We start from the raw sequence: 23,673 nt of genomic DNA on the forward strand, positions 1-23,673 counted from the left end.
GTGACCTCCTCAGTATGCGAAGGACAGCGGAGTGTCCTCGCCCTCGACAGCAGGTTGACGACGTTCTGGCAGTTCAGGCAGGCCCTTCTTGAGGGTCTTCCAGAACAGACTCACCTCGACGACGGCCAGGAGACCATAGACGACGGTGTAGGCGATGGTCGAGAAGAGCACGCTGCCGGCGGAGACACCGGGGGAGACAGCCGCCGTGGTGGGTAGCACACCCGCGACGATCCAGGGCTGCCGTCCCATCTCGGAGAAGATCCAGCCGAAGGAGTTGCCGAACAGCGGCAACAGCGGCAGGCAGATCATGACGAAGGTCAGCCAGCCGTGCGGCTTCGGGTTGCGGTCACCGCGCATCGCGATGAGCATGATGAGGCCGACGAGGCCGCCGATCATGCCGAGGGTGATCATGATGCGGAAGGTCCAGTAGGAAACCGGGATGTTCGGCTCCAACTTGATACCGTTGGCGTCGATCTTCTGGCGCAGCGCATCCTGGTAGGAGGACTGCAGAGAGGTCTGCGTCCCGTCCTTGCGGTGGTAGGTGTACTCATGAACCTGGTAGTTCTTGAGCTCGTTGATGCCCTTGATCTCTGAACCCCACTTGCCGTTGCCGAGGAAGCCGAGCATGCCGGGGATCTTGATGGCCCACACCTCTTCGGAGCCGTCCTGGTTGCCGATGGTCAGCACCGAGAAGTCCGAGGTCGTCTCGTAGGCGCCTTCGGCAGCGGCCATCTTCATGGGCTGGGCGTCGGTCATGACCTTGCCCTGGTAGTCACCGCTCAGCACGATGCCGACGCAGGCGACGATGAGGACCCAGGCGCCGAACTTCGAGGCCCAACGCCAGGTGCGCACGGTCTCGGCCTCCTCGGCGTCAGAAATCTGAGAGGTGGCGCGACCCCTGGCGACCTTGGCCAGGTGCCAGAAGGCGATTGCGGCGATGAGGGCACCTGCGACCATGTAGGACGCGGAAATCTGGTGAAGGAAGGTTGCCTTGAAGACCGGGTTGGTGAGAACGGCACCGAAATCGGTCAACTCGGCGCGATGGGTGGCGGGGTTGTATGTGGCACCCACGGGGTTCTGCATCCACGAGTTGGCCGCGAGGATGAACACCGCGGAAACCATGGTGCCAAGGGCGGTCAGGTAGATGCAGGCCAGGTGGACTCCCTTGGGGAGCTTGTCCCACCCGAAGATCCACAGGCCGATGAAGGTCGACTCCATGAAGAAGGCGAGGAGGGCCTCGAGGGCCAGCGGGGCGCCGAAGATGTCGCCGACGAATCGCGAGTACTCCGACCAGTTCATACCGAACTGGAACTCCTGCACGATTCCGGTGACGACGCCGAGGGCGAAGTTGATGAGGAAGAGCTTGCCGTAGAACTTGGTCAGGCGAAGATAACGGTCGTTACGGGTCTTGAGCCACACCGTCTGCATCACTGCCACGAGCATCGACAGCGCGATCGTGATCGGGACGAAGAAGAAGTGGTAGACCGTCGTGATCCCGAATTGCCATCGGGCGATCAGTTGGGCATCCATGGCGCGCACCCTACTATTCGGCGGCCCAGGTTTTGGCGCTCAGGGTCGCGTTGCGCCAAAACGGATGAAAATCCTGTACCAACGTCCGTCGTCACGGCGGTGCTGGTCGATGATTTGCCCGATGGGTGAAAATGGGTAGCGTGAGTCGATCGGGTCGTCGGTGGTGGCCTGTCGTCGTTGGGGTGCTTGTCCTGCTCGTGGTCGCGGAGGTGCCGCTGGCAATCGGGGTCCTTCGGCCACGCCTCGAGCCGGTCCCGAGGAGGACTGACGTTGTCTACGCCATCGGACCGGCGGATTTCCACATGGCCCAGGCCCGTAACCTCATGCGCCGTACGGGGGCCTCGACACTCGTCGTGACCATCAGCGTCGACCCGAGGACCGGCGAGGAGTACCGCAAGGATTTCTGCGACCCGTCCCCCCATTGGAAGGTCATCTGCCTGGTGCCCGACCCGTACACCACCCGAGGTGAGGCGGCGACCCTGCGTGACCTGGCGGCGCGTCATCACTGGTCCGACGCCGTGGTGCTCACCGATCCCCCGCACGTCACACGCACGCGCATGTGGATGGACAGGTGTGCGGCGATCCCCGTCACCGTCGTCGAGTCGACGGACCGGGCCTCCCGGCACGTCAACCTTCGGAAGGTCGCCTACCAGTCGGCTGGATGGGTCGTGGGACAGGTGCAGAGCTGTCCGTGAACCGGTCGCCGCGGCGGAGCCTGCCCATGATGACGATTGAAGCGTCAATCAGCCGGGCTTCCCGATCGGAGGATCCCATGTCCGCGACTCCACGCATCGGCATCATCCTCGGTTTCACCTGCCCCGGTCGCGTCCGTGACTGGTGCCCTGACTGGAGATATTGGTCAATCGTGAGAAGGGAGGCTGGTTCCCGCAAGCTGTGTGGGGCCGATGATGGTTGTCGAAATGCAACCAGCCATGAAGCTCGCCGCGCCGTTCGGTCTCGGAGGTATAGCAGCGGATGGAGGCCCAGCCGTCAGCCAGAGTGCGGTGAAAGGGCCCCACCTTTCCATTGGTCTGCGGCCGACACAGCCTGGTGGGCTTGTGCTTGATGCCGAACTCTGCGCAGGTGTCTCACCACAGGTGTGAACGATAGACGCCACCGTTGTCCGACAGGCCCCGCTCGACGGCGACACCTCCGGTGTTGAACCACTCGACCGCCCTCACCAGCACAGCGATCGCAGTTACAGCAGTTTCATCATCGTAGACCTCGGCATAGCCGACACGGGAGTGACCGCCGATCACAGTGTGAACGAAAGCCCCGCCCATCAACGGATCCCGGTACTTGTTGCGGGGCTTGCGCGGTGCGGCCACCCGATTCTTCTCGCCCTGGCGCCGGCCGACGTAGCGCCATCCCCCGCCCTCAAAGATGCTGCCGAGCTTCTCCACATCACCGTGCAACATCACCCCAGGGCAGTCATGCTCGTAGCACCGCACCAGCTCACCCGTTGTCCGGTCGACATGCGACAGACGGTTCAAGTGGGCGTCTGTCAGGATCCGGTGGACCGTCGACGGGGCGATCCTGAGCTGGCACGCGAGCTGCACCGGCCCCTCACGCAGACGAAGCCGCAGGCCGACACAGGCCGGGCGGTCTGCGGGCTGGTCTTGTTCGGCAAGCGGTGCGGCCGGGATGACCTGTCCTGCATGGACTGCCCGGTAGTGGTTGGCCCAACGCTTCACGGTCGGCCAGGAAACCTGGAACCGGGCAGCGACCTCACCGACCAGCCAGCCGTCCTCGACGACGAGACGAGCGACGAGCAGGCGGCGGCGCGGCATTGGCGTGGGACATGTGCAAGCTTTCTGGACGAGCCCCGCGCTCGCCCAGGCTCACTTCGGGTAGTGCTCGTCGGTGTAGCGGTGCAGTGCCTGGGCGGCGAACGCGGCGGCTTCGGCGCCGCCGAAGGCGGGATGGAAGTCAGAGCTGGTGGCGTAGAGGTTGGCCATGCCGTGGAGCATGGCGCGTGTCTTGGCGGTGTCCCCCACATGGGCGGGGGTGCCGGGGATCTGGGCGAACCAGGCTGTGTGAACCGCTGCGTGGTCTTGGGCGGTCGTGTCTGTTGGGGCGATTCCTTGGTCATACAGCTCGCCCCAACGAGCCAGGAGCCCTTCGGCGTCGGCCTGGAACTGTCGTTGCTGGTCGATGCTCTTGGCGTGCCACCAGCGGTTCGACTGCTCAAACACCTCGCGGCCCCACCGCTGGGCGACCTCGTCCTCGTAACGGTCGTTGAACCCTTCGAGCACCATGTCCACCCGGGGCTGTCGACCTGCGCGACGCATCACCAAGGTGTGCTCGACCGCAGCGATGCGCCTCGCAAGGGCATCCTGGTCCCGGCGTAGCCGGGTCAGGTGAGCTTCGAGAGCTTCGACTTCGACACCATGGTCAGCCTCGTCAGCCAGCACCGCCTTGATGTCGGTCAGGGACAGGCCGGCATTACGCAGCAGCAGGATCCGTTGGAGTCGCGCGACTGCGGTGGGTCCGTAGTGGCGGTAGCCGTTGGCGCCGATCCGGTCCGGGACCAGGAGACCGATCTGGTGGTAGTGGCGCAGGGCCCGTGGGCTGATGCCAGCCCGGTCCGCGAGTTCGCGGACAGTCCACTCCACCATCGCGCTCCTCCTGTCAGCACTTGTGTCGCGGCAGGCCCAATTGTGGCAGGGCGACGTCGAGGATCTCGGAAGCCGGCGTGGTGACACACTCGGCTGCCTTGCGGCCGGTCGCTTCCAGGTAAGCCTGGGCAATGCGGGCCCCGGCCGCGTATCCAGCGCCGGTGGGCAGTCCGACCGGCGTGGAACCGAACAGGCGAGCGCTCGCGTCGCCGAGGACCCAGGCGGCGAAGTCTTGCATTCCTGTCACGTCCAGACCCTTGACGACCTTGCGCAGAACGTCGTCGCTGCGGCGGGTGTGATCGGTGACGAAGTGCGTGTAGCCGCGCCGTCCATAGGACTGGGCAGCGAACAGGTCGGCCAGCCCCTCCGCGACGACGTGCTCCCCAACCGTGACGGTCTGCGGGTTCCACACGATGCCACCGGGCGAGTAGCGCACGTTGTGGTGAAGCTCGTGCAGCGCGATCGCTTCCAGCCGGTCGACGACCTCGTCCGTGGGCCAGACCGTGATCGCGATGTAGCCACTGATACCGCCGAAGGCCGACAGGCCACGGATCTCATCCACGAAGTGCCGATTGGTGGGATCACCCAGGACCAGCAGCACCGTCAGGTCGGGAATCGTCGCCCCAGGACAGGCCGTCCCCAAGTCCTGAGTGCCCTGCGTGAGGGACTGCTCTATGCGGCCCCAAGCGTCGGCCTGCTCCAACCGGTGGAGGGCATCGACCATTTCCTGGCGCGGAGCACCCGACCCGAAGCCGAAGTTCTGCCCGTGAACTGCGGCCATGTCGGGACCACCAGGAATGAAGAAGTACATGCCGGCCATCGGCTCCCACAACCGGCGTGCCGCCTCCGGCCACTGGCCAGGGGAGCTGTGGAGCATGGCGCGCATGCCTGCGGCGCTGTCGAGCATCGTGATTGTCATGCCTTGGACGCTAAACATTGACGTAACGGCAAGGTCAACCCTGTAGGTTGATCAACGTGTCCGGTCAGTGCACCTAGGGCAGGACAACTGCACCGGCCCCTCCCGCAAGCGCAGCCGCAAGGTGATGCAGCGCCGAGTGGTCTTCTGACTGGTCTTGTTCGGCGAAGAGTGCGGGCGTGAGCTGCAGTCTTGCATCGGCTCGCCGGCTAGGTAGCGGTCTATCCACCGCTTCACAGTCGGTCAGGACACCTGGAATCGGGCAGCGACCTCACTAATCTGCCAGCCCTGGTCAACGACCAGACGGGCGTCGATGAGCCGGTGGCGGGGCGTGAGAGCTGCGTTGGCATGGGGCACTGGTTCTCCTCATGGGGGCGGGCGGCCTCCTCGAGGAAGCCGCCCGCCGGGGGTTGGTCACTGGTCTGGTCGGTCAGAGCGCAGGGAGGAGCTCGTCGTGGATCCAGCTGGTCAGGGTTGTGGGTGTCGTCGTGGTGAGGTTTCGCGGCTGCTCGAGGTGGAAGTCGTCGCGTAGTCCGGTGCTCATGCCGAGGACGGCGTCGGCCATCATGGGCGGCATCCCGGCGGCGAGGTAGTTCTGGCGCATTGCGGTATCGCTGATCTGCTCCACGTGCACGGTGTGGCCGACCTGCTCTGTGAGGGTCTGGGCCACCTGTCGCCAGGACAGGTCTTGTGGTCCGTGGACGGCTTGCACTCGGTGGCCGTGCCACTGGGTGTTGAGCAGGGTGAGGCTGGCGACCTCGGCGATGTCGCGCGGGGCCGCCCAGGCCATGGGCTTGTCCGGCGGCAGGACTGTCGTCAGGCGCCCCTGCCGGACGGCGTTGACGTCGAGGAGCAGGTTGGTGAAGAAGTAGCCGCAGCGCAGGTGGGTGACATCCCCGTCGAGTGCATCCAGTGCGACCTCGGTGCCCGCGAGACCGTCGATCTCGCCGGCGCCGTGACGCTTCTCGGCGCCGACGCTGCTTTGGAATACGACGCGGCCGATTGCGTTGGCAGTGGCCGCCTCCACCAGTGCCTGTGTGGCCAGGGCATAGTTCGCGAGGGGGTCGGGTGACATCACGCTGGGATCCACCCAATAGATCGCGTCCACGCCCCGCGTCGCCGCCCTGACCTGATCGGGGTCGGTGGAGTCGGCTTCGACGACATCGGCGTGGTCCCGTACCGCCCGGGGACGTTCTTGGGGCTCCGGGCCAAGAGCAGCGGGCGCACTCCGACTCGGATCAGCATGGTGGTGACGTGGCGCCCGACGTGGCCCGTCGGGGTCGTGACCGCGATTCGCACGTGAGTCTCCTTTCAAAGGGTCTCGTTCAGCGACGCTAGCCACAGATCCGGCCTGTTCTTGTCCTCGTTTCGGGCGACAATGGCCGCATGGAGACCCCTTCATCGCGCGCTGCTCCTGCTGTCCCTCTTGCAGACCGGGCGTGACTGGACCGCATCGGAGCTCGCGCAGCACCTCGACATCGCTGACCGGACCGTCCGCCGTGACATCGCCCGGTTGCGCTCCCTTGGGTACGACATCCGCTCCGCGCCCCGGGCCCGGTGGCACCTATCGGCTCGTGACGGGCGTCAAGATCCCGCCGCTCCTGCTGGACGCCGACGAGGTCTGTACCCTCGCCACGGGCCTACTCGTCCTGGAAGCGGGTGGAGCAGACGCGTCAGCGGCGGTCGTGCGCGAGGGAATCTGGTACCTCATTGCCTACGACACTCAGCGGGCAGACTGGCGGCTGTTCCGCCTCGACCGCGTCCAGGATGCCGCTTCTCAGGCCGCGCCTCTCGATGCCACCATGCCCGACTTTCCCGCCGCCTCCATTCAGGAGTGGCTTACCACTGACTTCAGACGATCGCGGACTCACGACAACTAACGTGTCCGGTCAATACACCTTGGAGACTTGGAACCGGGCGGCGACCTTGCTGATTGGCCACCCGTCCTCGACGACGAGCTGGGCGACTTTGAGACGATGGCGTGGAGTCAACGCAGCGTTGGCGTGTGACACAGACCCCTCTACTGGAAGTGGGAGCAGGCGATGGAAGACGTTCTCGGGGGCGTGGGACGACGCCTGCGCAGTGTCCGGACCGCTCGCCGCATGACTCTGGATGACCTGTCACGAATGACGGGAATCTCCGTCTCGACCCTCTCGCGACTGGAATCTGGCGGTCGCAAACCACCCCTGGAACTGCTGCTGCCGCTGGCTCAGACTTTCGGGCTGCCGCTCGATGACCTTGTCGGAGCGCCCCCGATAGGAGACCCGCGGGTCCACCCCCGGCCAGTCCGCCGCAACGGGATGACGGTTATCCCGTTGTCACACATCCCGGGCCCCCAACAGGCACTCAAAATGGTCATCCCCGCCACGAAGGACGCTCCAAGGCTGACGCGGCACGAGGGGCACGAATGGATGTACATCTTGTCTGGCGAGCTGCGGCTGATCGTGGGTGACCACGACTCGGTCCTGCTGCCCGGCCAGGCGGCAGAGTTCGACACGCGCACCGCTCACTGGTTTGGCAGCACCGGGCGTGGACCAGTCGAGATCCTCAGCTTGCTGGGCCTTCAGGGGCAGCGCGTCCACGTCGCTGACCCCGCATCTGGCAATGTCACGCCGTCATGCGCTGCCGGATCTGCTTGAGTGCCACGCCGGAGAGCCACAGGCCGATCCCGTAGGCGCTGTGAGCCCGCAGACTGCCGAGCCGCGCCTGCGACGGGCTGGGAGTCTTCGATGCCGCCACGCCGAAACCGAACGCCGGCTGTATCACGAACCATGGGGCGCCCACTGTTGCCAGTCCCATCGAGACAGCCGGCACGAACCGCGGATCATCCAGCCATTTTGAGTCGGCAAACGCCAAGGCCACCGCGAAGCCAGAACCAATCGTGTAGTGAGCACCCCAACCCAAGGCCCTCTCACTTGGAACAGGTTCGGCCGTCATGATCGACTCATGTCGAAATCGGCCAGCGGGCATGTGCCCGAGCCAGCGCCCGACCAAGGCGTAATCCAGCGAGCCAGTACCACGAGTACGCCGCAACACCTCCGCCGTCAGGTCCATCACTGCCGTCGCGCCGACCCCCACGACAACGCCCTGAACGACCCGACTCGCTGAAAGTCTCATGTTGCACCTCTCCCGACCGACGATGAGCTTCTATGAGACCAGTACGCGTGTCGACCCAGCAAGAGAATTTGCCACATCAGCAAATCAATCAACTTCTCCGGTCAGTACAGGTAGGTCGCCACGTGGGACTGGCCATCTCGCCCCAACCGTCGCCATCAGCTTCGCCAGCGACTTCGAGGCCGTGACGACCACCCCCACGATCCACCTCGTCACCTCCTTGGAGGCTGAGTTAGACGCCGTTATCGCCTGGACGAACGCGCTGGCTCCGCTGCGCGCCAAGGGCTGGTCGTCGCCAGGGGGTTTCCGGAGCAGCGTCCGATGGTCGTGGGCCCCGGCCCCTCACACGTCGGCCGGTGCCGCCCCGTCGGCGTCCGCCGCGTTGAACTGCGACTGGTAGAGGTCGTGGTAGTGGCTGCGCCGCTCGAGGAGCTCGGCGTGCGACCCCTGCTCGACGATGTCGCCGTGTTCCATGACGAGGATGAGATCCGCGTCACGGATGGTCGAGAGCCGGTGGGCGATGACGAAGCTGGTACGTCCCTTGCGCAGGTTGGCCATGGCTTCCTGGACGAGCATCTCGGTTCGAGTGTCCACCGAGCTGGTGGCCTCGTCGAGGATGAGCAGGTCCGGGGCGGATAGGAAAGCCCGAGCGATGGTGATGAGCTGCTTCTGACCGACGGAGACGTTGGATCCGTCCTCGTCGATGACGGTCTGGTAACCGTCAGGCAGGGTGTTGACGAAGTGGTCGACGTGAGCGGCCCGGGCAGCGTCGAGGATCTCCTCCTCGGACGCCTCCGGGCGGCCGTAAGCAATGTTGTCGTGGATCGTCCCGCTGAACAGCCAGGTGTCCTGCAACACCATTCCCAGTCGAGAGCGCAGTTCGGTGCGGGGGACCGTGGAGATGTCGAAGCCGTCGAGGGTGATGGCCCCGCCGTCGACCTCGTAGAACCGCATGAGCAGGTTGACCAGCGTCGTCTTGCCAGCACCGGTGGGTCCGACTATCGCCACCGTCTGGCCCGGCTCGGCGACCAACGAGAGGTCGGCGATGAGAGGTTTGTCGGGGCTGTAGGAGAAGCTCACGTGGTCGAAGACGACACGTCCCTTGGTGGCAGGGAGACTGCTGTCGGCGTCTGTGGACATTTCGTCGGCATCGAGGACCTGGAAGACGCGCTCTGCCGAGGCCACTCCTGACTGCAACAGATTCGCCATGGAGGCGATCTGGGTGATCGGCTGGGTGAACATTCGGGAGTACTGAATGAAGGCCTGGACATTGCCCAGAGGAATCTGGCCCTTGGCCACCCGCAGACAGCCGATGAGCACGATGACGGCGTAGTTGGCGTTGCCGAGCAGGAACATCACCGGCTGGATGAGTCCGGAGATGAATTGGGCCTTGGCGGTGGCTCGACGAAGCTCCTCGTTGCGTTCGTGGAATTCCTGGGCAACGGCCTGGGTGCGGCCTAAGGTCTTGACCAGAGCGTGGCCCGAATACGCCTCTTCCACGTGGGAGTTGAGTTCTCCGGTGGCCTTCCACATCTGGGCGAACTGCCCCTGCGCCTTCTTGCCGATGGCTCCCGCGATGACTCCGGCAACCGGGATGATGACCAGGGAGATCACCGCCAGCAACGGGGAGATCCAGAACATCATGATCAACACGCCGATGACGGTCAGCAAGGCGTTGAGGAGCTGTTGGAGGGTCTGCAGCAAGGTCTGCGAGACGTTGTCGATGTCGTTGGTCATCCGGCTCATGAGCTCGCCGTGGGGCTGACCGTCGAAGTAGGACAGCGGCAGTCTCTCCAGCTTGGCACCGACCTGACGACGCAGGTCGTACATGGATCGTTGGATCGCGGTGTTGAGCAGGAATCCCTGCAGGAACATCAGCAGGGCGGCGCAGGCATACAGGCCCAGGGCCCAGGCCATGATGACGCCGAGTCGGTGGAAATCGATGCCGGAACCGATGATGACATCGGGGTACTGCTGCAGCAGGGTGATGATCTTCCCGCGATCGCCACTCTGACCGGCCTGGCCGAGCTTGTCGATGAATTCGCCGGCTGTCATGCCACGCGCTTGCGGGACGTGTCTGCCCAGCTGTTTTCCGACAATGCCGCCGAAGATGACGTCGGTGGCCCGGCCCAGGATCTTGGGGCCAATGACATTGAAGCTCACCGAGATCACAGCCATGATGACGACAATGGTCAGGACGAGGCGATGAGGCTTGAGCTGGCCGAGCAGCCGCCTGAGGGACGGGCCGAAGGAGATGGGCTTCTCAGCGACCCGGCCGCCGCCTCGCCGCGACGAGGCTCGGGCGAGCTCGGCATGCTCGTTGCGGGCGGGAGCTTTCTCGACCTTGCCTCTCATGCCGCCTCCTCGGTGGAGAGCTGGGAGTCGACGATCTCGATGTATGTCGGGCAGGACTCGATGAGCTCGTCATGGGTTCCCTTGCCGACGATGCGTCCGGCATCCAGGACGAGGATCTGGTCGGCATTGCGGATCGTCGAAACTCGCTGGGCGATGATGAGCATCGCGGCACTGCCTTGGTGGGCCTCCAGCGCGGCCCGGAGCCGGGCATCAGTGGCGACGTCGAGGGCGCTGAAGGAATCGTCGAAGACGTAGATTTCGGGGGCCTTGACCAAGGCTCGAGCGATGGACAGTCGCTGTCGCTGGCCGCCGGAGACATTGGTGCCGCCCTGGGAGATGGTGGCGTCCAACTCCCCGTCCATTCGGGAGACGAAGTCGTCGGACTGAGCGATGCGCAAGGCGTCCCAGAGCTCATCGTCGGTGGCGTCGGAGCGGCCGTCGCGCAGGTTGGAGGCCACCGTGCCGCCGAAGAGGTAGGGCCGCTGAGGCACCAGACCGATGCAGCTCCACAGGACCTCGGAGCCGTAACGGCGGACGTCGACACCCTTGACGAGGACCTGCCCGTCGGTGACGTCGACGAGGCGCGGGATGAGGTTGACCAAGGTTGATTTGCCCGAGCCCGTCGAGCCGATGATGGCCGTCGTCGTTCCGCGCTCCAGCTCGAAGGAGATCTTGTGGAGCACCGGTGCGGAGGCTCCGGGGTAGCTGAAGGTGACGTCGCGGAACTCCAGCAGGGTGGGGTTGTCGGGCAAGGTCGTCACCGGTTCGGGGTCAATGTGGAGGGACGACGAGGTCTGCAGCACTTCTGCGATGCGGTTGGCGCAGACCGAGGCTCGCGGCCACATGACGACGAGGAGTACGGCCATCATGACGCTGATGAGGATCTGCATGAGGTAGGTGGTGAAGGAGGCGAGGACGCCGACCTCGGTCTTGCCGCTGTCGATCTGGTGGGCCGCGAACCAGAACACTGCGACCTGGGACAGGTTCATGATGAGCATGACGAGCGGGAACATCGCGGCCATGGTTCGTCCGACACTGACCTGGATGTCGCGCAGGGAGGAGTTGGTGGCGTCGAAGCGGGCCGCCTCATGGCGTTCCCGGGCGAAGGCTCGCACTACGCGGATGCCGGTGATCTGCTCGCGAACGACGCGGTTGAGGTCGTCGATACGTTTCTGCTGGCGTTTGAACAGCGGACCCATCCGGGAGACGATGAGCCCCGCTCCAATGCCCAGCAGCACGACGGCGACGGCGATGATCCACGACAGGGAGACCTCGGCTCGGATCGCCATGACGACGCCGACGACCATCATGATCGGTGCTCCGATGAGGACGGCCAAGGTCATGAAGACCAGCATTTGCACCTGCTGGACGTCGTTCGTGGTGCGGGTGATGAGGGACGGAGCTCCGAACTGGTTGACCTCACGGGCCGAGAAGTCGAGGGTGCGGGTGAAGACGGCGTCGCGGATGTCGCGTCCCATTCCCATGGCGACCTGGGCGGCCAGGAACACTGCGATGACCTGGCAGATCGTCTGTCCCAGGGCGACGGCCAGCATGAGGAGGGAGTGTGAGGTGACGTAGCCGGTGTCGACGCGGACGACTCCCTGGTTGATGATGTCAGCGTTGATCGTCGGGAGGGTCAGCGCGGCGATCTGGGCGCAAATCTGCGCGACGACGATGACGATCACCTGCAGGCGATAGGGCCGAAGGTGTCGGGCCACGAGTTGTGTCAGCACGAGTGCTCCTCGGACAGGGACATGTGCAACCGGCGTCAGAGGATCTGCCGGGCGGCCGCGAGCGGCACGATCGACACCCTAGAGGAAATGAGCAGTGTTGTCCGCATGTCGTCAGACGGGTCGGCCTTGTCAGTAGGCTGTGAGACACTGAATCCGCTGTGTCGTGAGAGGTGACGATGAGACGCAAGCTGGCCCTTGTGGTGGCGGGGGTGCTTCTCGTCGGCACAGCTGCGTGTTCACAGACGTCGACACCACTTGCCAAGCCTAGTCGTGACGATTCGGTCGAGGTCTGGCATCGGATGTCCATGGCATCTGACCTGCCGAGCTTGGAGAGCGCCGGTGACGGGTACCAGCGTCGTAACCCTGGTGTGACACTCAATTTGCACGCGATCTCCTCGACGACCGACACGTACCTCAACACCTTGGAGACGTCGGTTGAGGAGGGCAAGGCTCCCTGCATGGCTCAGGTGCCGAGCACGTCGGTGGCGAAATTGGCCCATCACGGGGTGCTGGAGGATGTCACCCAGTACGCCGAGCAGTACCGCGACAAGTACGACCGCGGCCCGATGTCGCGGGTTGCGTACCAGGGGCGGACATACGGACTTCCGATGGACACCTCCCCGATGGTCCTCTTCTACGATTCCGACGCCTGGTCCGAGGCCCATGTGTCAGCTCCCAAGAACTGGGAGGAGTTCCGTGCCGCGGCCACGATTCTGGCGTCTACGGGCAAGGCGGTGTCAGATATGCCGGTTGAGAAAACCGGGTGGCTGGCAGCGATGTCCGACACCACAGGATCGCCATGGTTCGTCCCGCTGAATGACACGACCTGGCGGGTTGGGATCGATTCTGACGGGGTGCGCAAGCTCACCGACGAGTTGCAGCGGATGGTCGAGGCCAAGCAACTCGTCGTATCTCATGGATGGGAGTCGGTGCAGACCGATTTCTCCTCCGGGAAGATTGTCGGACACATTGGCGCTCCCGCTGATCTTCCGGATCTCACGACTGTCGTCGGGGCTGGGCGGCACCATTGGAAGGTCACCACCATTCCTCCGCTCGAGGGCAGTGATTCACGGGTGGCGTCGTATCAGGGCTCGTCGTGGGTGGTCCTCAAGGGATGCAAGACGCCAAGTGAGGCATTGGACTTTGCTGACGCCCTCGACGACCAGCCCGAATTGCTGACGGGGCGTGGTCTCATCCCAGCTGGTAAGGCCGAGAGAATGACGACGCCGGCGTCCTTCAAGACGTTGGTCGGCAACGAGGACGTCGTCGGGGACCTGGCTGATCTGGGTCGCAAGATTGACGACGACTCCTCGATCTCGCCGGTGTGGGACGAGGTCGCGGCGGCCTGGCGCCCCAGTGCGAAGCTCTGGGCGACGAAGACGAAAGTGTCTGGGACGTTGCCTGCGTTGGCATCGAGGGCCAGAGGTGCCTTGGTCGCTGGTGGGTTGAAGGTGGCTGAGGGGTAGTTTGATCCATCATCATTGTGTCCCGAGGGGATGCACGAAAAACATGGCTTGGCCAAATCGTTCCCTCCCCTCCTCTTCGATAGGATTTCCCGGTGAGTTCTGACACCGTTTCCAGCCAGTCCCCTGAGGTCTCCGAGCAGATGCAGGTTCGTCTCGACAAGCGGGCCCGGATCATTGCCGACGGAGGCCAGGCCTACCCGGTTGACCTGCTGCGCGACCACACCCTGGCCCAGATCCGTCAGAAGTACACCGACGACCTCGGCGAGTTGACCCTGGCCCCCGGCGAGGAGACCACCGACGAGGTCGCCATCGGCGGGCGTGTCGTCTTCGTCCGCAATACCGGCAAACTCTGCTTCGCCAGCCTCCAGGATGGGTTCACCGAGACTTCCAATGGCGAACGTCTGCAGGTCATGCTCTCCAAGGCCGAGGTCGGCGACGAGGCCCTGGCGGCATGGAAGTCCGACGTCGACCTCGGAGACCACGTGTGGGTGCGTGGCCGTGTCGTCGTGTCCCGCCGTGGCGAACTGTCCATCATGGCCTCGGAGTGGCGGATGGCATCGAAGGCTCTGCGTCCCCTGCCGACCCTCCACAAGGAGCTTTCGGAGGAGTCCCGGGTGCGTCGTCGCTACGCCGACCTGGTCGTCCGCGACGAGTCCCGTCAGATGGTGCGCACCCGCGCCATCATCACCCGCGCAGTGCGTCACGCCCTCGATGAGCGTGGCTTCCTGGAGATCGAGACCCCGATCCTGCAGCTGGTCCACGGTGGTGCCGCGGCTCGTCCGTTCAACACCCACCTCAATGCCTTCGACATCGACATGAGCCTGCGCATCGCCCTTGAGCTCTACCTCAAGCGCGCGATGGTGGGCGGCACCGACCGTGTCTACGAGATGGGCCGTGTCTTCCGCAACGAGGGCATCGACTCCAGCCACTCGGCCGAGTTCTCCATGCTCGAGGCCTACATGAGCTGGGGTAACCAGTTCACCATCGCCGAGGTCATCAAGGACATCATCATGGAGGTGGCCGACGCCCTTGGCATCCACCAGATCGAGACGCCCAAGGGCACCATCGACCTTGATGGGGAGTGGCGCTGGGTCAGCGTCTACCCGGGCCTGTCGGAGAAGTTGGGACGCGAGGTCACCCTCGACACTCCGCTGGAGGAATTGCAGGCCATTGCTGCCGAACACGAGATCGAACTCGATCCGTCCTGGGAGGCCGGCAAGGTCGTCATGGAGCTCTTCGGCGAGCTCGTCGAGCCTGAACTCATCAACCCCACTTTTGTGTGCGACTACCCGGCCATCGCCCAGCCCCTGGCCCGCCCGCACCGCGACGACCCGCGCATGGTCGAGGCCTGGGACCTCATCATCGGCGGTATGGAGCGCGGCACCGGGTTCTCGGAGCTGGTCGACCCCGTCATCCAGCGCGAGGTTCTCACCAAGCAGTCCCTGGCCGCTGCGGCCGGTGACCCGGAAGCCATGCAGCTCGACGAGGACTTCCTCGAAGCCCTCGAGTTCGGCTGCCCGCCCATGGGCGGTCTGGGACTCGGCGTCGACCGTCTGGTGATGCTGTTCACCGACGCCGGTATCCGTGAGACGATCCTCTTCCCGCTGCTCAAGCCCGAGCACTGACGATGTGAGGCCTGCCGGGAATGTCCCGGCAGGCCTTTCTGTTCTGTTTCAGGATTGGGCGAGCCCCAGCCTCCAGTTCTGCCTGCGCCAGTTCACTTCCACAAGGTGGCGACGCCGAAACCGGCGGCCATGAGGCACATGCCGATGAGGACGTTCCAGTCGCCGAGATCCTTCATGCCGGGGATCTGGTTGCCTGCGATGTAGTAGACGATCAGCCACAGCACACCGAGTAGGAAGAGGGGGACGAACACCTTCGGCACCCAGGAACGATCAACCGGCGCAGCCTTCTTCTCGGCCCGGCGCTCCTCGACCTTGGCCCGGTTCTTGGCCTGGGCCTTCTTCTTGGCTTCCGGTCTGACCTTGGATTCGGGCACGGTGACTACTCCTGGGGTTTCGAGGACACGCCCACCGAGCGTGATTGGGACAAGTGTTACTTGGCTAGCCTAGAGGACGATCGCCAATTCCGGCGACACGGGTCGGGCTGCGAGGAGGGGACGATGAGCGACGACGACGCCGAGGACGTCCGTCGTGATGACTCCACCCCTGAGCATTCCGATCCTTCTCCCGCCACTGACCCTGCGCCTGACGGGGCTGACACGCCCGAAGAGGTAGATGAGGACGTCGTCGGTGACCCCCTCATCCAGGACATCCGCTCAGACTCCCGTCATCCACGGCTGGCCAGATTCGCCACGGTGCTCGTCATGGTGACGGCCGGATTCATGATGACGACGGCCGCGGTCAATTCGCGTGGTCATGACCTTCGTCCCGAACGCGACACTGACATGGCCACCCTCGTCCGTAATCAGGCCAGTCACAATGCCGCCCTGCAGAAAGAGGCAGCCAGCCTGCGAGCCCAGGTTGACGAGCTCTCCAAGGCCGATCAGACCCCGGGCGTCACCTCCTCGACCGTCCCCTCGGCGTCAGCCTTGGCGCCCTCGGTGGGTCTGGGAGCTGTCAGCGGCAAGGCACTGCGGGTCACCCTCGATGACGCTCCCCTCAGTGAGAATCCCGACGGGGTCGACGCCAACATGCTCGTCGTCCACCAGCAGGACATCCAGATGGTCGTCAACACCCTCTGGGCTGGGGGAGCGGAAGCCATGACCATCCAGGGACAACGAGTGACCTCCACCACAGCCGTGAAATGTGTCGGCAACACCGTCGTCCTGCACGGAGTCGCCTACGCCCCGCCCTACGTCATCGAGGCGATTGGGGACCGCTCCGCCATGGAGCAAGCTCTCGACACCTCCGAGGCGGTGCGCATCTACAAGGGGTACGTGAGTGCCTACCAGCTCGGATGGTCGGTGGAGCGGGTCGGTACGGTCACGATGCCGGCCTACACCGGCACCGTCGCCATGGGCCACGCCACTCCCCGCTGAGTCGGTGCGCCTGACACAACCTGAGCATGATGGCGTCTCGACGCCGGCCTGCGACACAATGACCCCATGACAGCCAGGATCCTCGTCGTCGACAACTATGACTCCTTCGTGTGGAATCTCGTGTCCTACTTGGGACAGATCGGGGCAGACACCACGGTGGTTCGCAACGATGATCCTCTTTTCGAGGATCCGCAGTGGTGGGTTCCTTTCGACGGCATCCTGCTGTCGCCTGGCCCCGGACACCCCGAAGACGCCGGAGTGTGCGTGGACATCCTGCGTGGTGCCCCCCGACCGATTTTTGGCGTGTGTCTGGGAATGCAGGCCATGGCTGTCGCGTGGGGAGGCCATGTCGGACGTGCAGAGGAGCAGTTGCACGGCAAGACCTCGCCGATTCACCACGAAGGGGCGGGAGTTTTCGCTGGTCTTCCTGACCCGCTCGTCGTCACCCGCTACCACTCCCTGGCCGTCGATGAAGTCCCGACCGAGTTGGAGGTGACAGCACGCACGGACACCGGTGTCGTCATGGGCCTGCGTCACCGCAGTCTGCCGGTCGAGGGGGTGCAGTTCCACCCCGAGTCAGTACTCTCCCAGCACGGTCATCAGATGCTCGCCACCTGGCTGGCCGAATGCGGGGACCCGGAAGCCCCCTTCCGCGCCAGCCAGATGAGCCCGCTGATGAGCGCGGCGGACTGCTGATTCAGCCGTGAGATGACGACGGGCTGGCCGTCGACGTCGGGACCGGTGCGATCGACGTCGAGGGGTCGTCCTCGCTCGGAGTAGGGCTCGTCGGGGCCTCGTGGGTCGGTTCCGGTGGTGCCACGGCGACGAGCACCCTGATGGCAGTTGACCGCTTGGCAGTGGCGCCGTAATCCGGGTCCTGGCCGAACACCGTCCCCGGAGCGGCCGAGGACGTCGTCTGACGCTCCACGGAGATGGAGAATCCGTTCGAGCTGGCAGCGGCGTTGGCCTCTTCGACGCTCATGCCCTTGAGATTGGGAACGATCGACTTACCGGTCGCGATCGTCAGGGTCACCTGCTGTTCGGGGGTCAGCGACGTCCCCGCAGCCGGGCTGACGGAGTCAACCGTGCCCGCCTTGGCGGTATTCGGCTCGGTCTTCGGATCGTCGTCGGTGACCTTGATCTGGGTGTCCGAGAATCCGACGTCCTTGAGGGCCTTGACGGCATCCGACCTGGACATCCCGACGGTGTTCTGGGGGATCGTCAGCTTCTTCGGCCCGTCATTGACGGTGATCGTCACCTTGCTGCCCTCAGGAACCTTCTGATTGGCAGCAGGATCCTGGGAGACGACCTGGTTGGCAGTGGACTCATCCTTCTGGACGTGCTCGACCTTCACCTTGAGGCCGGCGTTCTCGAGGGTCGAGGTAGCTCCCTGCTGACTCAGACCAGTAACCGCCGGGACATCCACCATCTTCACGGTGCTCGACGGCGTCGTCGGAGACGGCGAGGGGTTCGAGGAGGGGTCATCAAACATCTTGTACAGGCCGAATCCGAGCAGGGCGACCAACGCGACGACCAGGATCGTCACGAGGGCGATCGGCCAACGCTTGCGCCGGGGTTCTTCAGGCTCCTCGGGGCTTTCGGTCCGAGCCGGAGTGACACCATCTCGCTGAGCAGCGGCAGCTGGAGCGGGACGAGTCGCGGTGGCAGTCGCCGCAGCAGCCGGGACGAGGTGGGTCTGCTCCTCCGTGTCAGCCTCGGGATCGGCGTGAGTCCGTATTGCCAGTGGCTCGCGTCCAGACAACAGGCGATCAATGTCGTCACGCATCTGCTTGGCGGTCTGGTAGCGATCGGTCGGGTCCTTCGCCAGGGCCTTGAGGGTGATGGCGTCCATCTGTTGAGTGATCTCGGAATCCAGCGAGGACGGCGGGGCCGGGATCTCCCGGACGTGCTGGTAGGCCACTGAGACGGGGGAGTCGCCGATGAACGGCGGGCGTCCGACCAACAGCTCGTACAGCAGACAGCCGGTGGCATAGATGTCGGCTCGGTTGTCGACTGTCTCGCCGCGAGCCTGCTCCGGGGAGAGGTACTGGGCGGTGCCGATGACGGCTGCCGTCTGGGTCATGGTGGCAGAGGTGTCGGCAACCGCGCGGGCGATGCCGAAGTCCATCACCTTGACGTACCCCTCACGGGTGAGCATGACGTTGGCCGGCTTGATGTCACGGTGGACGATGCCGGCGGCGTGGGAGTAGCTCAGCGCCTCGAGCACACCCTGGGTGAACTCGAGGGCGCGGCGGGGAAGGATCTTGCGGCCGTCGCGCAGCACGTCGCGCAGGGTATGACCGTCAATGAGCTCCATGACGATGTAGGGCACCTGCAGGCCGGTTGTCGGATCCTGCGTCTCACCAGTGTCATACACGGCGACGATGTTCGGATGGTTGAGGCGTGCAGCAGACTGCGCCTCACGCTGGAACCTGGCCTGGAAGGTGTCGTCGCTGGCGAGGTCGGCGCGCAGCCTCTTGACCGCGACGTCGCGGCCGAGACGGTGGTCGCGGGCCTTCCAGACATCGGCCATGCCGCCACGACCGATGAGGTTCTGCAGTTCGTAACGCCCGGAGAGCCAACTCTCAGTGCTCATTGAGGGATCTCCTTTGTGGTGAGACGTGGTGGAATGTGCTGGTTGTCTGTCTAACTGTCATCTCATCGCCTCGATGACATCTTTGGCGATGGGAGCCCCGAGTCGGCCTCCGGAGACCTCGTCGATGGCGGTGTCTGAGGATTGGACGAAGACCGCCACTGCGACGTGTGGCTTGTCCGACCACCCAACGAACCACGCGTAGGGAGCCTTGCCCTTCATCGTCTGCGCAGTACCGGTCTTTCCGCCAACGGTGACCCCGTCGATGCGTGCCCTCTTACCAGTGCCGTTGTTGACCACCGAGACCATCATCGACTTCAGCTGCTCGGCCGAGTCCTTCGTCATCGGCTGCGACATCTGCTTGGGATGATGCTCGGAAACCACCTGAAGATTCGATGCCCGAACCTGCGTGGTGAGATAGGGGGTCATGAGCTTGCCACCGTTGGCGATTCCGGCGGTCACCATCGCCATTTGGAGCGGGGAGGTCGCGACGTCGAACTGGCCGATGGAGCTCTGCGCCAGCTGAGCGTCGGTGAGGTCTTCGGGGAACCTCGAGGCGACCGACGAAATGTCGGAGTCGACAACCTTGCCAAACCCGAATTGCTTGGCCTGATCACGGATCTTGTCCTGGCCTAGGCCCACCCCGAGCTTGCCGAAGGCGGTGTTGCATGAGATGTCGAGGGCATGGGTCAGAGTGATCTGCTTGCCCCCGCAGTTGGTTTCGTTCGTCAACGGAGTGCGGGTGCCGGGCAGGATCCAGTTCTCCGGCGCATCCACTGTGGAATTCGGGGTGTAGCCGTTCTGCAGAGCTGCAGCGGCCGTCACCAGCTTGAAGGTTGAACCGGGTGCGTAGATCTCTCGGGCGGCGCGGTTGGACAGCGGAGACGACTTGTCCGCAACGAGTTCCTTCCATGCCTGGCTGGTGTGGTCGAGGCGATGGGAGGCCAGATCGTTGGGGTCGTAGGAGGGGGAGGATGCCATGGCAAGTACCGCGCCGGTGGTGTAGTCGAGCGCTACGACGGCGCCCTTCTTGCCCTTGAGACCTTCCCATGCGGCGTCCTGGGCCTTGGCGTTGATCGTCGTGGTGATCGAGCCGCCCTCAGGCTTGTGACCGGACAACGTCCCCGTGATTCGGGAAAGCCACTGGGTGTCGGAGGTACCCGTCAGCTGGGCATTCTGGGTCTGCTCGAGCATGGAACGCCCGTAGTAGTAGGAGTAGTACCCGGTGATGGGAGCGTACTCCGGCCCGGAGGGGTAGACGCGCTGGTAGGCGAATTTGCCGTCGCTTGACTTGGTGGTCGCGATGGGCATCGAACCGACGAGGATGTCACCACGGTTCTGGGAGAACTCGGCGTCGCGCACTCGAACGTTGCGAGGATCGTTGTTGAGGCTGGCCTGCCGGAAGATGGCTGATCCGGTGAGATTGGCCATGAGGGCCAGGAACATCAGCCCAGCGAGCAGGGAGACTCCGCGAATCTGCTTGTTCATCGCGTGCCTCCATTCGGGATGACGGCGGTGGCGTTCTGGGCCTGGGGGTCGGCGGGAACAGTGGCGACGAAGTCGTCGTCAGGTTTTCGGTTTCGGTGCGACACGATCATGATGATCGCGACGATGATCCAGTTGGCCACCAGGGACGACCCGCCTTGGCTCATGAATGGCGTCGTCAGACCGGTAAGGGGCAGTAGCCGGGTGACGCCACCGATGATGGCGAAGACCTGGAGAGCAAGGGTGAAGGACAGTCCAGCGACCATGAGCTTGCCGAACTCGTCGCGACAGCCGAGGGCCGTGCGCATGCCGCGAGCAGTGAGGATGAAGAACATCACGATGACGGCCATGAGGCCGGTGATGCCGAGCTCCTCGCCGATCGAGGTGGCGATGAAGTCGCTCCATGCCAGTGGCACCATGCCAGGGCGGCCGAGCCCCCAGCCGCGACCGGCGAGACCACCCCACGCCAATCCGAACTGGGCCTGGATGATCTGATAATTCTGGCTGTAGTCAGTGAAGGGGTGCAGCCAGGAGTCGAAGCGGATGCGGACGTGGCCGAAGAAGGCGTAAGCCAGCGCAGCACCGCCGACGAGGCTGGCCGCTCCCAAAATCGCCCATCCGACACGCTCGGTCGTCATGTACAGCATCACGACGAACATGCCGTAGAAGAGCATTCCGGTGCCTAGGTCGTTCTGGTAGACGATGACGAGCATCGTCGCAACCCACATCACCGCGATCGGGCCGAGGTCACGGGCGCGCGGCAGGGTGATGCCAAGGAATTTGTGGCCGGCACGGGAAAGTACATCGCGGTTGTCGACGAGGTAGGCCGCGAAGGCGATGGCCAGCAGCACCTTGGACACCTCGGCGGGCTGGAAGCTGTAGGAACCGACGTGGATCCACACTCGCGATCCCAGCACCGACATTCCCAGGCCGGGGACCAGCGGCAGCATGAGGAATCCCAGTCCGACGATGAACAGCACGTAGGGGTACTTCTGCAGCTTGCGGTGATCCCGCAGCATGAGCAGGGTCGCCACGAACAAGATGATGCCCAGGGCCGTCCACATGGCCTGGGTGTCCATCCGGTTCTTGTTCGGGTCGGGGACAAGGTCGATGCGGTGGATCATCGCGAGCCCGAGCCCATTGAGGGTGAAGACGATGGGAAGAATCACGGGGTCGGCGTAAGGAATGACGATCCTCACGAAGATGTGCGCGATGACAGCCATCCCCAGCCACACACCGCCGACCGTCATCCAGGTCTCGGGCAACTCATGGTTGATGTTGAGCTCGGTGAGTACCCAGCCGCCGAAGCCAATGGCCCAGGCGATGAGAAGCATGAAGAGTTCCGTCCAGCGTCTCTTGGACTGGACGACGACGGTGCCGTCATCGAATTCCGGTACGACACTCATCAGCAATCACCCGAACTGACGGCGGGGAGGTTCACCTCATGCCCCGAGGCGCTCGGTGAGGGCATCGCGGGGGTCGGTACTGCGGACGGGTGAGGAATACCGGAACTGCTGGCGGACGATTGAGGTGATGCCGACGGGGTCGTCGAGGGTCTGGTCGGGGCAGCAGGCGGGGTCGTCGCCATTTCGCGCACGGCCTTGCAATGCTCGGCTCCGGTACGCAGCTCAGCAACCGTGGAGTGGGCGGACTCCATCGAGGAGACGCGGATGTTCTCCGAGACTCGATTTCGGTAGTAGCGCGGAAGATCAGTGGTCTTGACGTCCGTCGTCTCAGCGACGTGGGAGAGCTGGATCCACGCCAGGCTGTCCGGTGATCCCTGATAAATCGCCACCGCGTTGCCGTCGGTACCCACGTAGTACTGGGTGTTGAGGTAGGCGCGAGTGCCGAAGATGCCGCCGACGACGACAGCGGCGACGGCGAGGACGACCACGGGCCACAGCCAGTGGCGACGACGGCGGGTCCGGGAATCCACGGGCGCATAGCGCATCGACTCCTCCGCCTCGGAGTCGAAGAGCACGGTCGACGTGCCGGCGTCCTTCGTCGCGGAGGACGGTTGCTCGACGGAGAGCGGAGCGGTGACCTCGTGCTCGGGAACCTTGCGGGTCGTCGCTGCCCCGATGATGTGGGGCTCGGAGGCGTCCAGGACGGGATCAGCCCCGACGACCTCGGCGACGACGATGGTGATGTTGTCGGTGCCGCCACCGGCATGGGCGTCCGTCGCCAGCAGATCGACGACGTCGTCCAGATTGGTGGTGCTGAGGTGCTCGGCGATCGTCTCGTCGTCGACGAGACCGCACAGTCCGTCAGAGCAGAAGAGAATGCGGTCTCCCAACCGAAGATCCACGATCTGGGTGTCCGGGACGTGCTGGGGCTGGCCATTGAGCACCTTGAGAAGGAGAGACCGATGCGGATGAACGGCGGCCTCCTCGGGGGTGATCCGACCATCATCGATGAGGGACTGCACCCACGAGTGGTCGTGGGTCATCCGCTTCATGCGGCCCTGACGCAGCAGGTAGCCGCGGGAGTCACCGATGTGGACCACGCCGAGCTGGGTGCCTGAGAACATCGCTCCGCAGAAGGTCGTCCCCATGCCCTCCAGGGAGGAGTCCCACGCCACGAGGTCGGCCAGTTCGTCATTGGCGTCAGCCACCGCACCAGCCAGAACGGTGAGCATCTCCTCTCCCTGCGGGCGGCACGGGGAGTCCTCCCCGGAGAACCTCTCGTCAGCTCGGGTGACGTGACGCACGGCGACGGTGGAGGCGAGGTCACCTGCGGCGGCACCGCCCATGCCGTCGGCGACGACGAGCATCCTCGGGGAGACGTACCCCGAGTCCTGGTTGTTGCGTCGCACCAGGCCAATTTCGGAGTGGCATCGAACGTCGAGGGAGAAGGCCATCG

General features: G+C 64.4%; 19 protein-coding genes and 4 pseudogenes. 8 read left to right on the top strand and 15 right to left on the bottom strand.

Going from position 1 to position 23,673, the window contains the following annotated elements; translation table 11 throughout:
- Positions 1-9: 9 nt before the first annotated feature.
- On the bottom strand, positions 10-1,530 hold the full coding sequence (locus AC6I1W_RS03570; protein ID WP_016666757.1) for a cytochrome ubiquinol oxidase subunit I: 1,521 nt from the start codon (positions 1,528-1,530) through the stop codon (positions 10-12).
- A gap of 131 nt (positions 1,531-1,661) precedes the next feature.
- Here AC6I1W_RS03570 and AC6I1W_RS03575 point away from each other — a divergent pair, with 131 nt between their 5' ends.
- A complete protein-coding gene (locus tag AC6I1W_RS03575; protein WP_016666758.1) occupies positions 1,662-2,225 on the top strand; it encodes a YdcF family protein in 564 nt (187 codons plus the stop codon).
- A 114-nt stretch (positions 2,226-2,339) separates the two neighbouring features.
- Here AC6I1W_RS03575 and AC6I1W_RS03580 read toward each other — a convergent pair.
- The 5 genes and pseudogenes from AC6I1W_RS03580 to AC6I1W_RS03600 form a co-directional block, all read right to left on the bottom strand.
- A pseudogene (locus AC6I1W_RS03580) lies at positions 2,340-3,320 on the bottom strand (IS481 family transposase).
- Between the two features lie 51 nt (positions 3,321-3,371).
- Positions 3,372-4,148, bottom strand: a complete 777-nt coding sequence (locus tag AC6I1W_RS03585; protein ID WP_063279462.1) for a MerR family transcriptional regulator — start codon at positions 4,146-4,148, stop codon at positions 3,372-3,374.
- A gap of 13 nt (positions 4,149-4,161) precedes the next feature.
- Entirely contained in the window at positions 4,162-5,067 is a 906-nt protein-coding gene (locus tag AC6I1W_RS03590) for a DUF2268 domain-containing putative Zn-dependent protease (protein WP_036975676.1), read from the bottom strand.
- 81 nt (positions 5,068-5,148) lie between these two features.
- Positions 5,149-5,421, bottom strand: a pseudogene (locus AC6I1W_RS03595) (helix-turn-helix domain-containing protein); the annotation flags it as partial.
- Positions 5,422-5,494: 73 nt separating this feature from the next.
- On the bottom strand, positions 5,495-6,466 hold the full coding sequence (locus AC6I1W_RS03600; protein WP_252906052.1) for an NAD(P)H-binding protein: 972 nt from the start codon (positions 6,464-6,466) through the stop codon (positions 5,495-5,497).
- Between AC6I1W_RS03600 and AC6I1W_RS03605 the strand changes: the two are divergent.
- Together AC6I1W_RS03605 and AC6I1W_RS03610 are read left to right on the top strand one after the other, a co-directional pair.
- Positions 6,443-6,556, top strand: a pseudogene (locus tag AC6I1W_RS03605) (transcriptional regulator); the annotation flags it as partial. The gene AC6I1W_RS03600 and the pseudogene AC6I1W_RS03605 sit on opposite strands and share 24 nt — an antisense overlap.
- Positions 6,557-6,587: 31 nt before the next feature.
- Positions 6,588-6,944: a WYL domain-containing protein gene (locus AC6I1W_RS03610; protein WP_212750673.1), complete on the top strand. Its 357-nt coding sequence runs from the start codon at positions 6,588-6,590 to the stop codon at positions 6,942-6,944.
- Between the two features lie 21 nt (positions 6,945-6,965).
- On the opposite strand, the pseudogene AC6I1W_RS03615 reads toward AC6I1W_RS03610, so the two are convergent.
- Positions 6,966-7,076: pseudogene (locus AC6I1W_RS03615) on the bottom strand (IS481 family transposase); the annotation flags it as partial.
- A 30-nt stretch (positions 7,077-7,106) separates the two neighbouring features.
- On the opposite strand from AC6I1W_RS03615, the gene AC6I1W_RS03620 reads away from it, so the two are divergent.
- The gene (locus AC6I1W_RS03620; protein ID WP_117188175.1) at positions 7,107-7,703 is read left to right on the top strand and encodes a helix-turn-helix domain-containing protein; all 597 of its coding nucleotides are present in this window, start codon (positions 7,107-7,109) and stop codon (positions 7,701-7,703) included.
- On the opposite strand, the gene AC6I1W_RS03625 is transcribed toward AC6I1W_RS03620, so the two are convergent.
- From AC6I1W_RS03625 to AC6I1W_RS03635, 3 genes are all read right to left on the bottom strand, one after another.
- Positions 7,672-8,181 (bottom strand): DUF2938 domain-containing protein, encoded by a 510-nt coding sequence (locus AC6I1W_RS03625; RefSeq protein ID WP_486702984.1) that lies wholly within the window; start codon positions 8,179-8,181, stop codon positions 7,672-7,674. The genes AC6I1W_RS03620 and AC6I1W_RS03625 overlap by 32 nt on opposite strands.
- Before the next feature lie 339 nt (positions 8,182-8,520).
- Positions 8,521-10,533 carry an ABC transporter ATP-binding protein gene (locus tag AC6I1W_RS03630; protein WP_117188171.1) on the bottom strand — a complete coding sequence of 671 codons (2,013 nt, stop codon included), beginning with the start codon at positions 10,531-10,533 and terminating at the stop codon, positions 8,521-8,523.
- The gene (locus tag AC6I1W_RS03635; RefSeq protein ID WP_065673019.1) at positions 10,530-12,266 is read right to left on the bottom strand and encodes an ABC transporter ATP-binding protein; all 1,737 of its coding nucleotides are present in this window, start codon (positions 12,264-12,266) and stop codon (positions 10,530-10,532) included. Before AC6I1W_RS03635 ends, AC6I1W_RS03630 begins: the two co-directional genes overlap by 4 nt.
- Positions 12,267-12,442: 176 nt before the next feature.
- On the opposite strand from AC6I1W_RS03635, the gene AC6I1W_RS03640 reads away from it, so the two are divergent.
- Together AC6I1W_RS03640 and lysS are read left to right on the top strand one after the other, a co-directional pair.
- Positions 12,443-13,732, top strand: a complete 1,290-nt coding sequence (locus AC6I1W_RS03640; RefSeq protein ID WP_462553101.1) for an ABC transporter substrate-binding protein — start codon at positions 12,443-12,445, stop codon at positions 13,730-13,732.
- A 92-nt stretch (positions 13,733-13,824) separates the two neighbouring features.
- Positions 13,825-15,357 (top strand): lysine--tRNA ligase, encoded by a 1,533-nt coding sequence (gene lysS, locus AC6I1W_RS03645; protein ID WP_462553103.1) that lies wholly within the window; start codon positions 13,825-13,827, stop codon positions 15,355-15,357.
- Between the two features lie 92 nt (positions 15,358-15,449).
- Here the strand turns inward: lysS and AC6I1W_RS03650 are convergent, their stop codons facing one another.
- Entirely contained in the window at positions 15,450-15,731 is a 282-nt protein-coding gene (locus AC6I1W_RS03650; protein WP_016666773.1) for a cell division protein CrgA, read from the bottom strand.
- Positions 15,732-15,854: 123 nt separating this feature from the next.
- Here AC6I1W_RS03650 and AC6I1W_RS03655 point away from each other — a divergent pair, with 123 nt between their 5' ends.
- Together AC6I1W_RS03655 and AC6I1W_RS03660 are read left to right on the top strand one after the other, a co-directional pair.
- Positions 15,855-16,733 carry a DUF881 domain-containing protein gene (locus AC6I1W_RS03655; protein ID WP_065673021.1) on the top strand — a complete coding sequence of 293 codons (879 nt, stop codon included), beginning with the start codon at positions 15,855-15,857 and terminating at the stop codon, positions 16,731-16,733.
- Positions 16,734-16,799: 66 nt separating this feature from the next.
- Positions 16,800-17,429 carry an anthranilate synthase component II gene (locus AC6I1W_RS03660; RefSeq protein ID WP_065673022.1) on the top strand — a complete coding sequence of 210 codons (630 nt, stop codon included), beginning with the start codon at positions 16,800-16,802 and terminating at the stop codon, positions 17,427-17,429.
- Position 17,430: 1 nt separating this feature from the next.
- Here AC6I1W_RS03660 and pknB read toward each other — a convergent pair whose 3' ends face one another.
- The 4 genes from pknB to AC6I1W_RS03680 are packed head-to-tail and all read right to left on the bottom strand — an operon-like array spanning position 17,431 to position 23,671.
- Entirely contained in the window at positions 17,431-19,329 is a 1,899-nt protein-coding gene (gene pknB / locus AC6I1W_RS03665) for a Stk1 family PASTA domain-containing Ser/Thr kinase (protein WP_117188163.1), read from the bottom strand.
- A gap of 57 nt (positions 19,330-19,386) precedes the next feature.
- Complete coding sequence (locus AC6I1W_RS03670; RefSeq protein WP_117188161.1) at positions 19,387-20,814, bottom strand: peptidoglycan D,D-transpeptidase FtsI family protein; 1,428 nt, start codon at positions 20,812-20,814, stop codon at positions 19,387-19,389.
- On the bottom strand, positions 20,811-22,217 hold the full coding sequence (locus tag AC6I1W_RS03675; RefSeq protein ID WP_497743519.1) for an FtsW/RodA/SpoVE family cell cycle protein: 1,407 nt from the start codon (positions 22,215-22,217) through the stop codon (positions 20,811-20,813). Before AC6I1W_RS03675 ends, AC6I1W_RS03670 begins: the two co-directional genes overlap by 4 nt.
- On the bottom strand, positions 22,217-23,671 hold the full coding sequence (locus AC6I1W_RS03680) for a PP2C family protein-serine/threonine phosphatase (protein ID WP_004810311.1): 1,455 nt from the start codon (positions 23,669-23,671) through the stop codon (positions 22,217-22,219). Before AC6I1W_RS03680 ends, AC6I1W_RS03675 begins: the two co-directional genes overlap by 1 nt.
- Between the last annotated feature and the right edge of the window lie 2 nt (positions 23,672-23,673).

This window comes from Cutibacterium sp. KB22876, assembly GCF_059728865.1.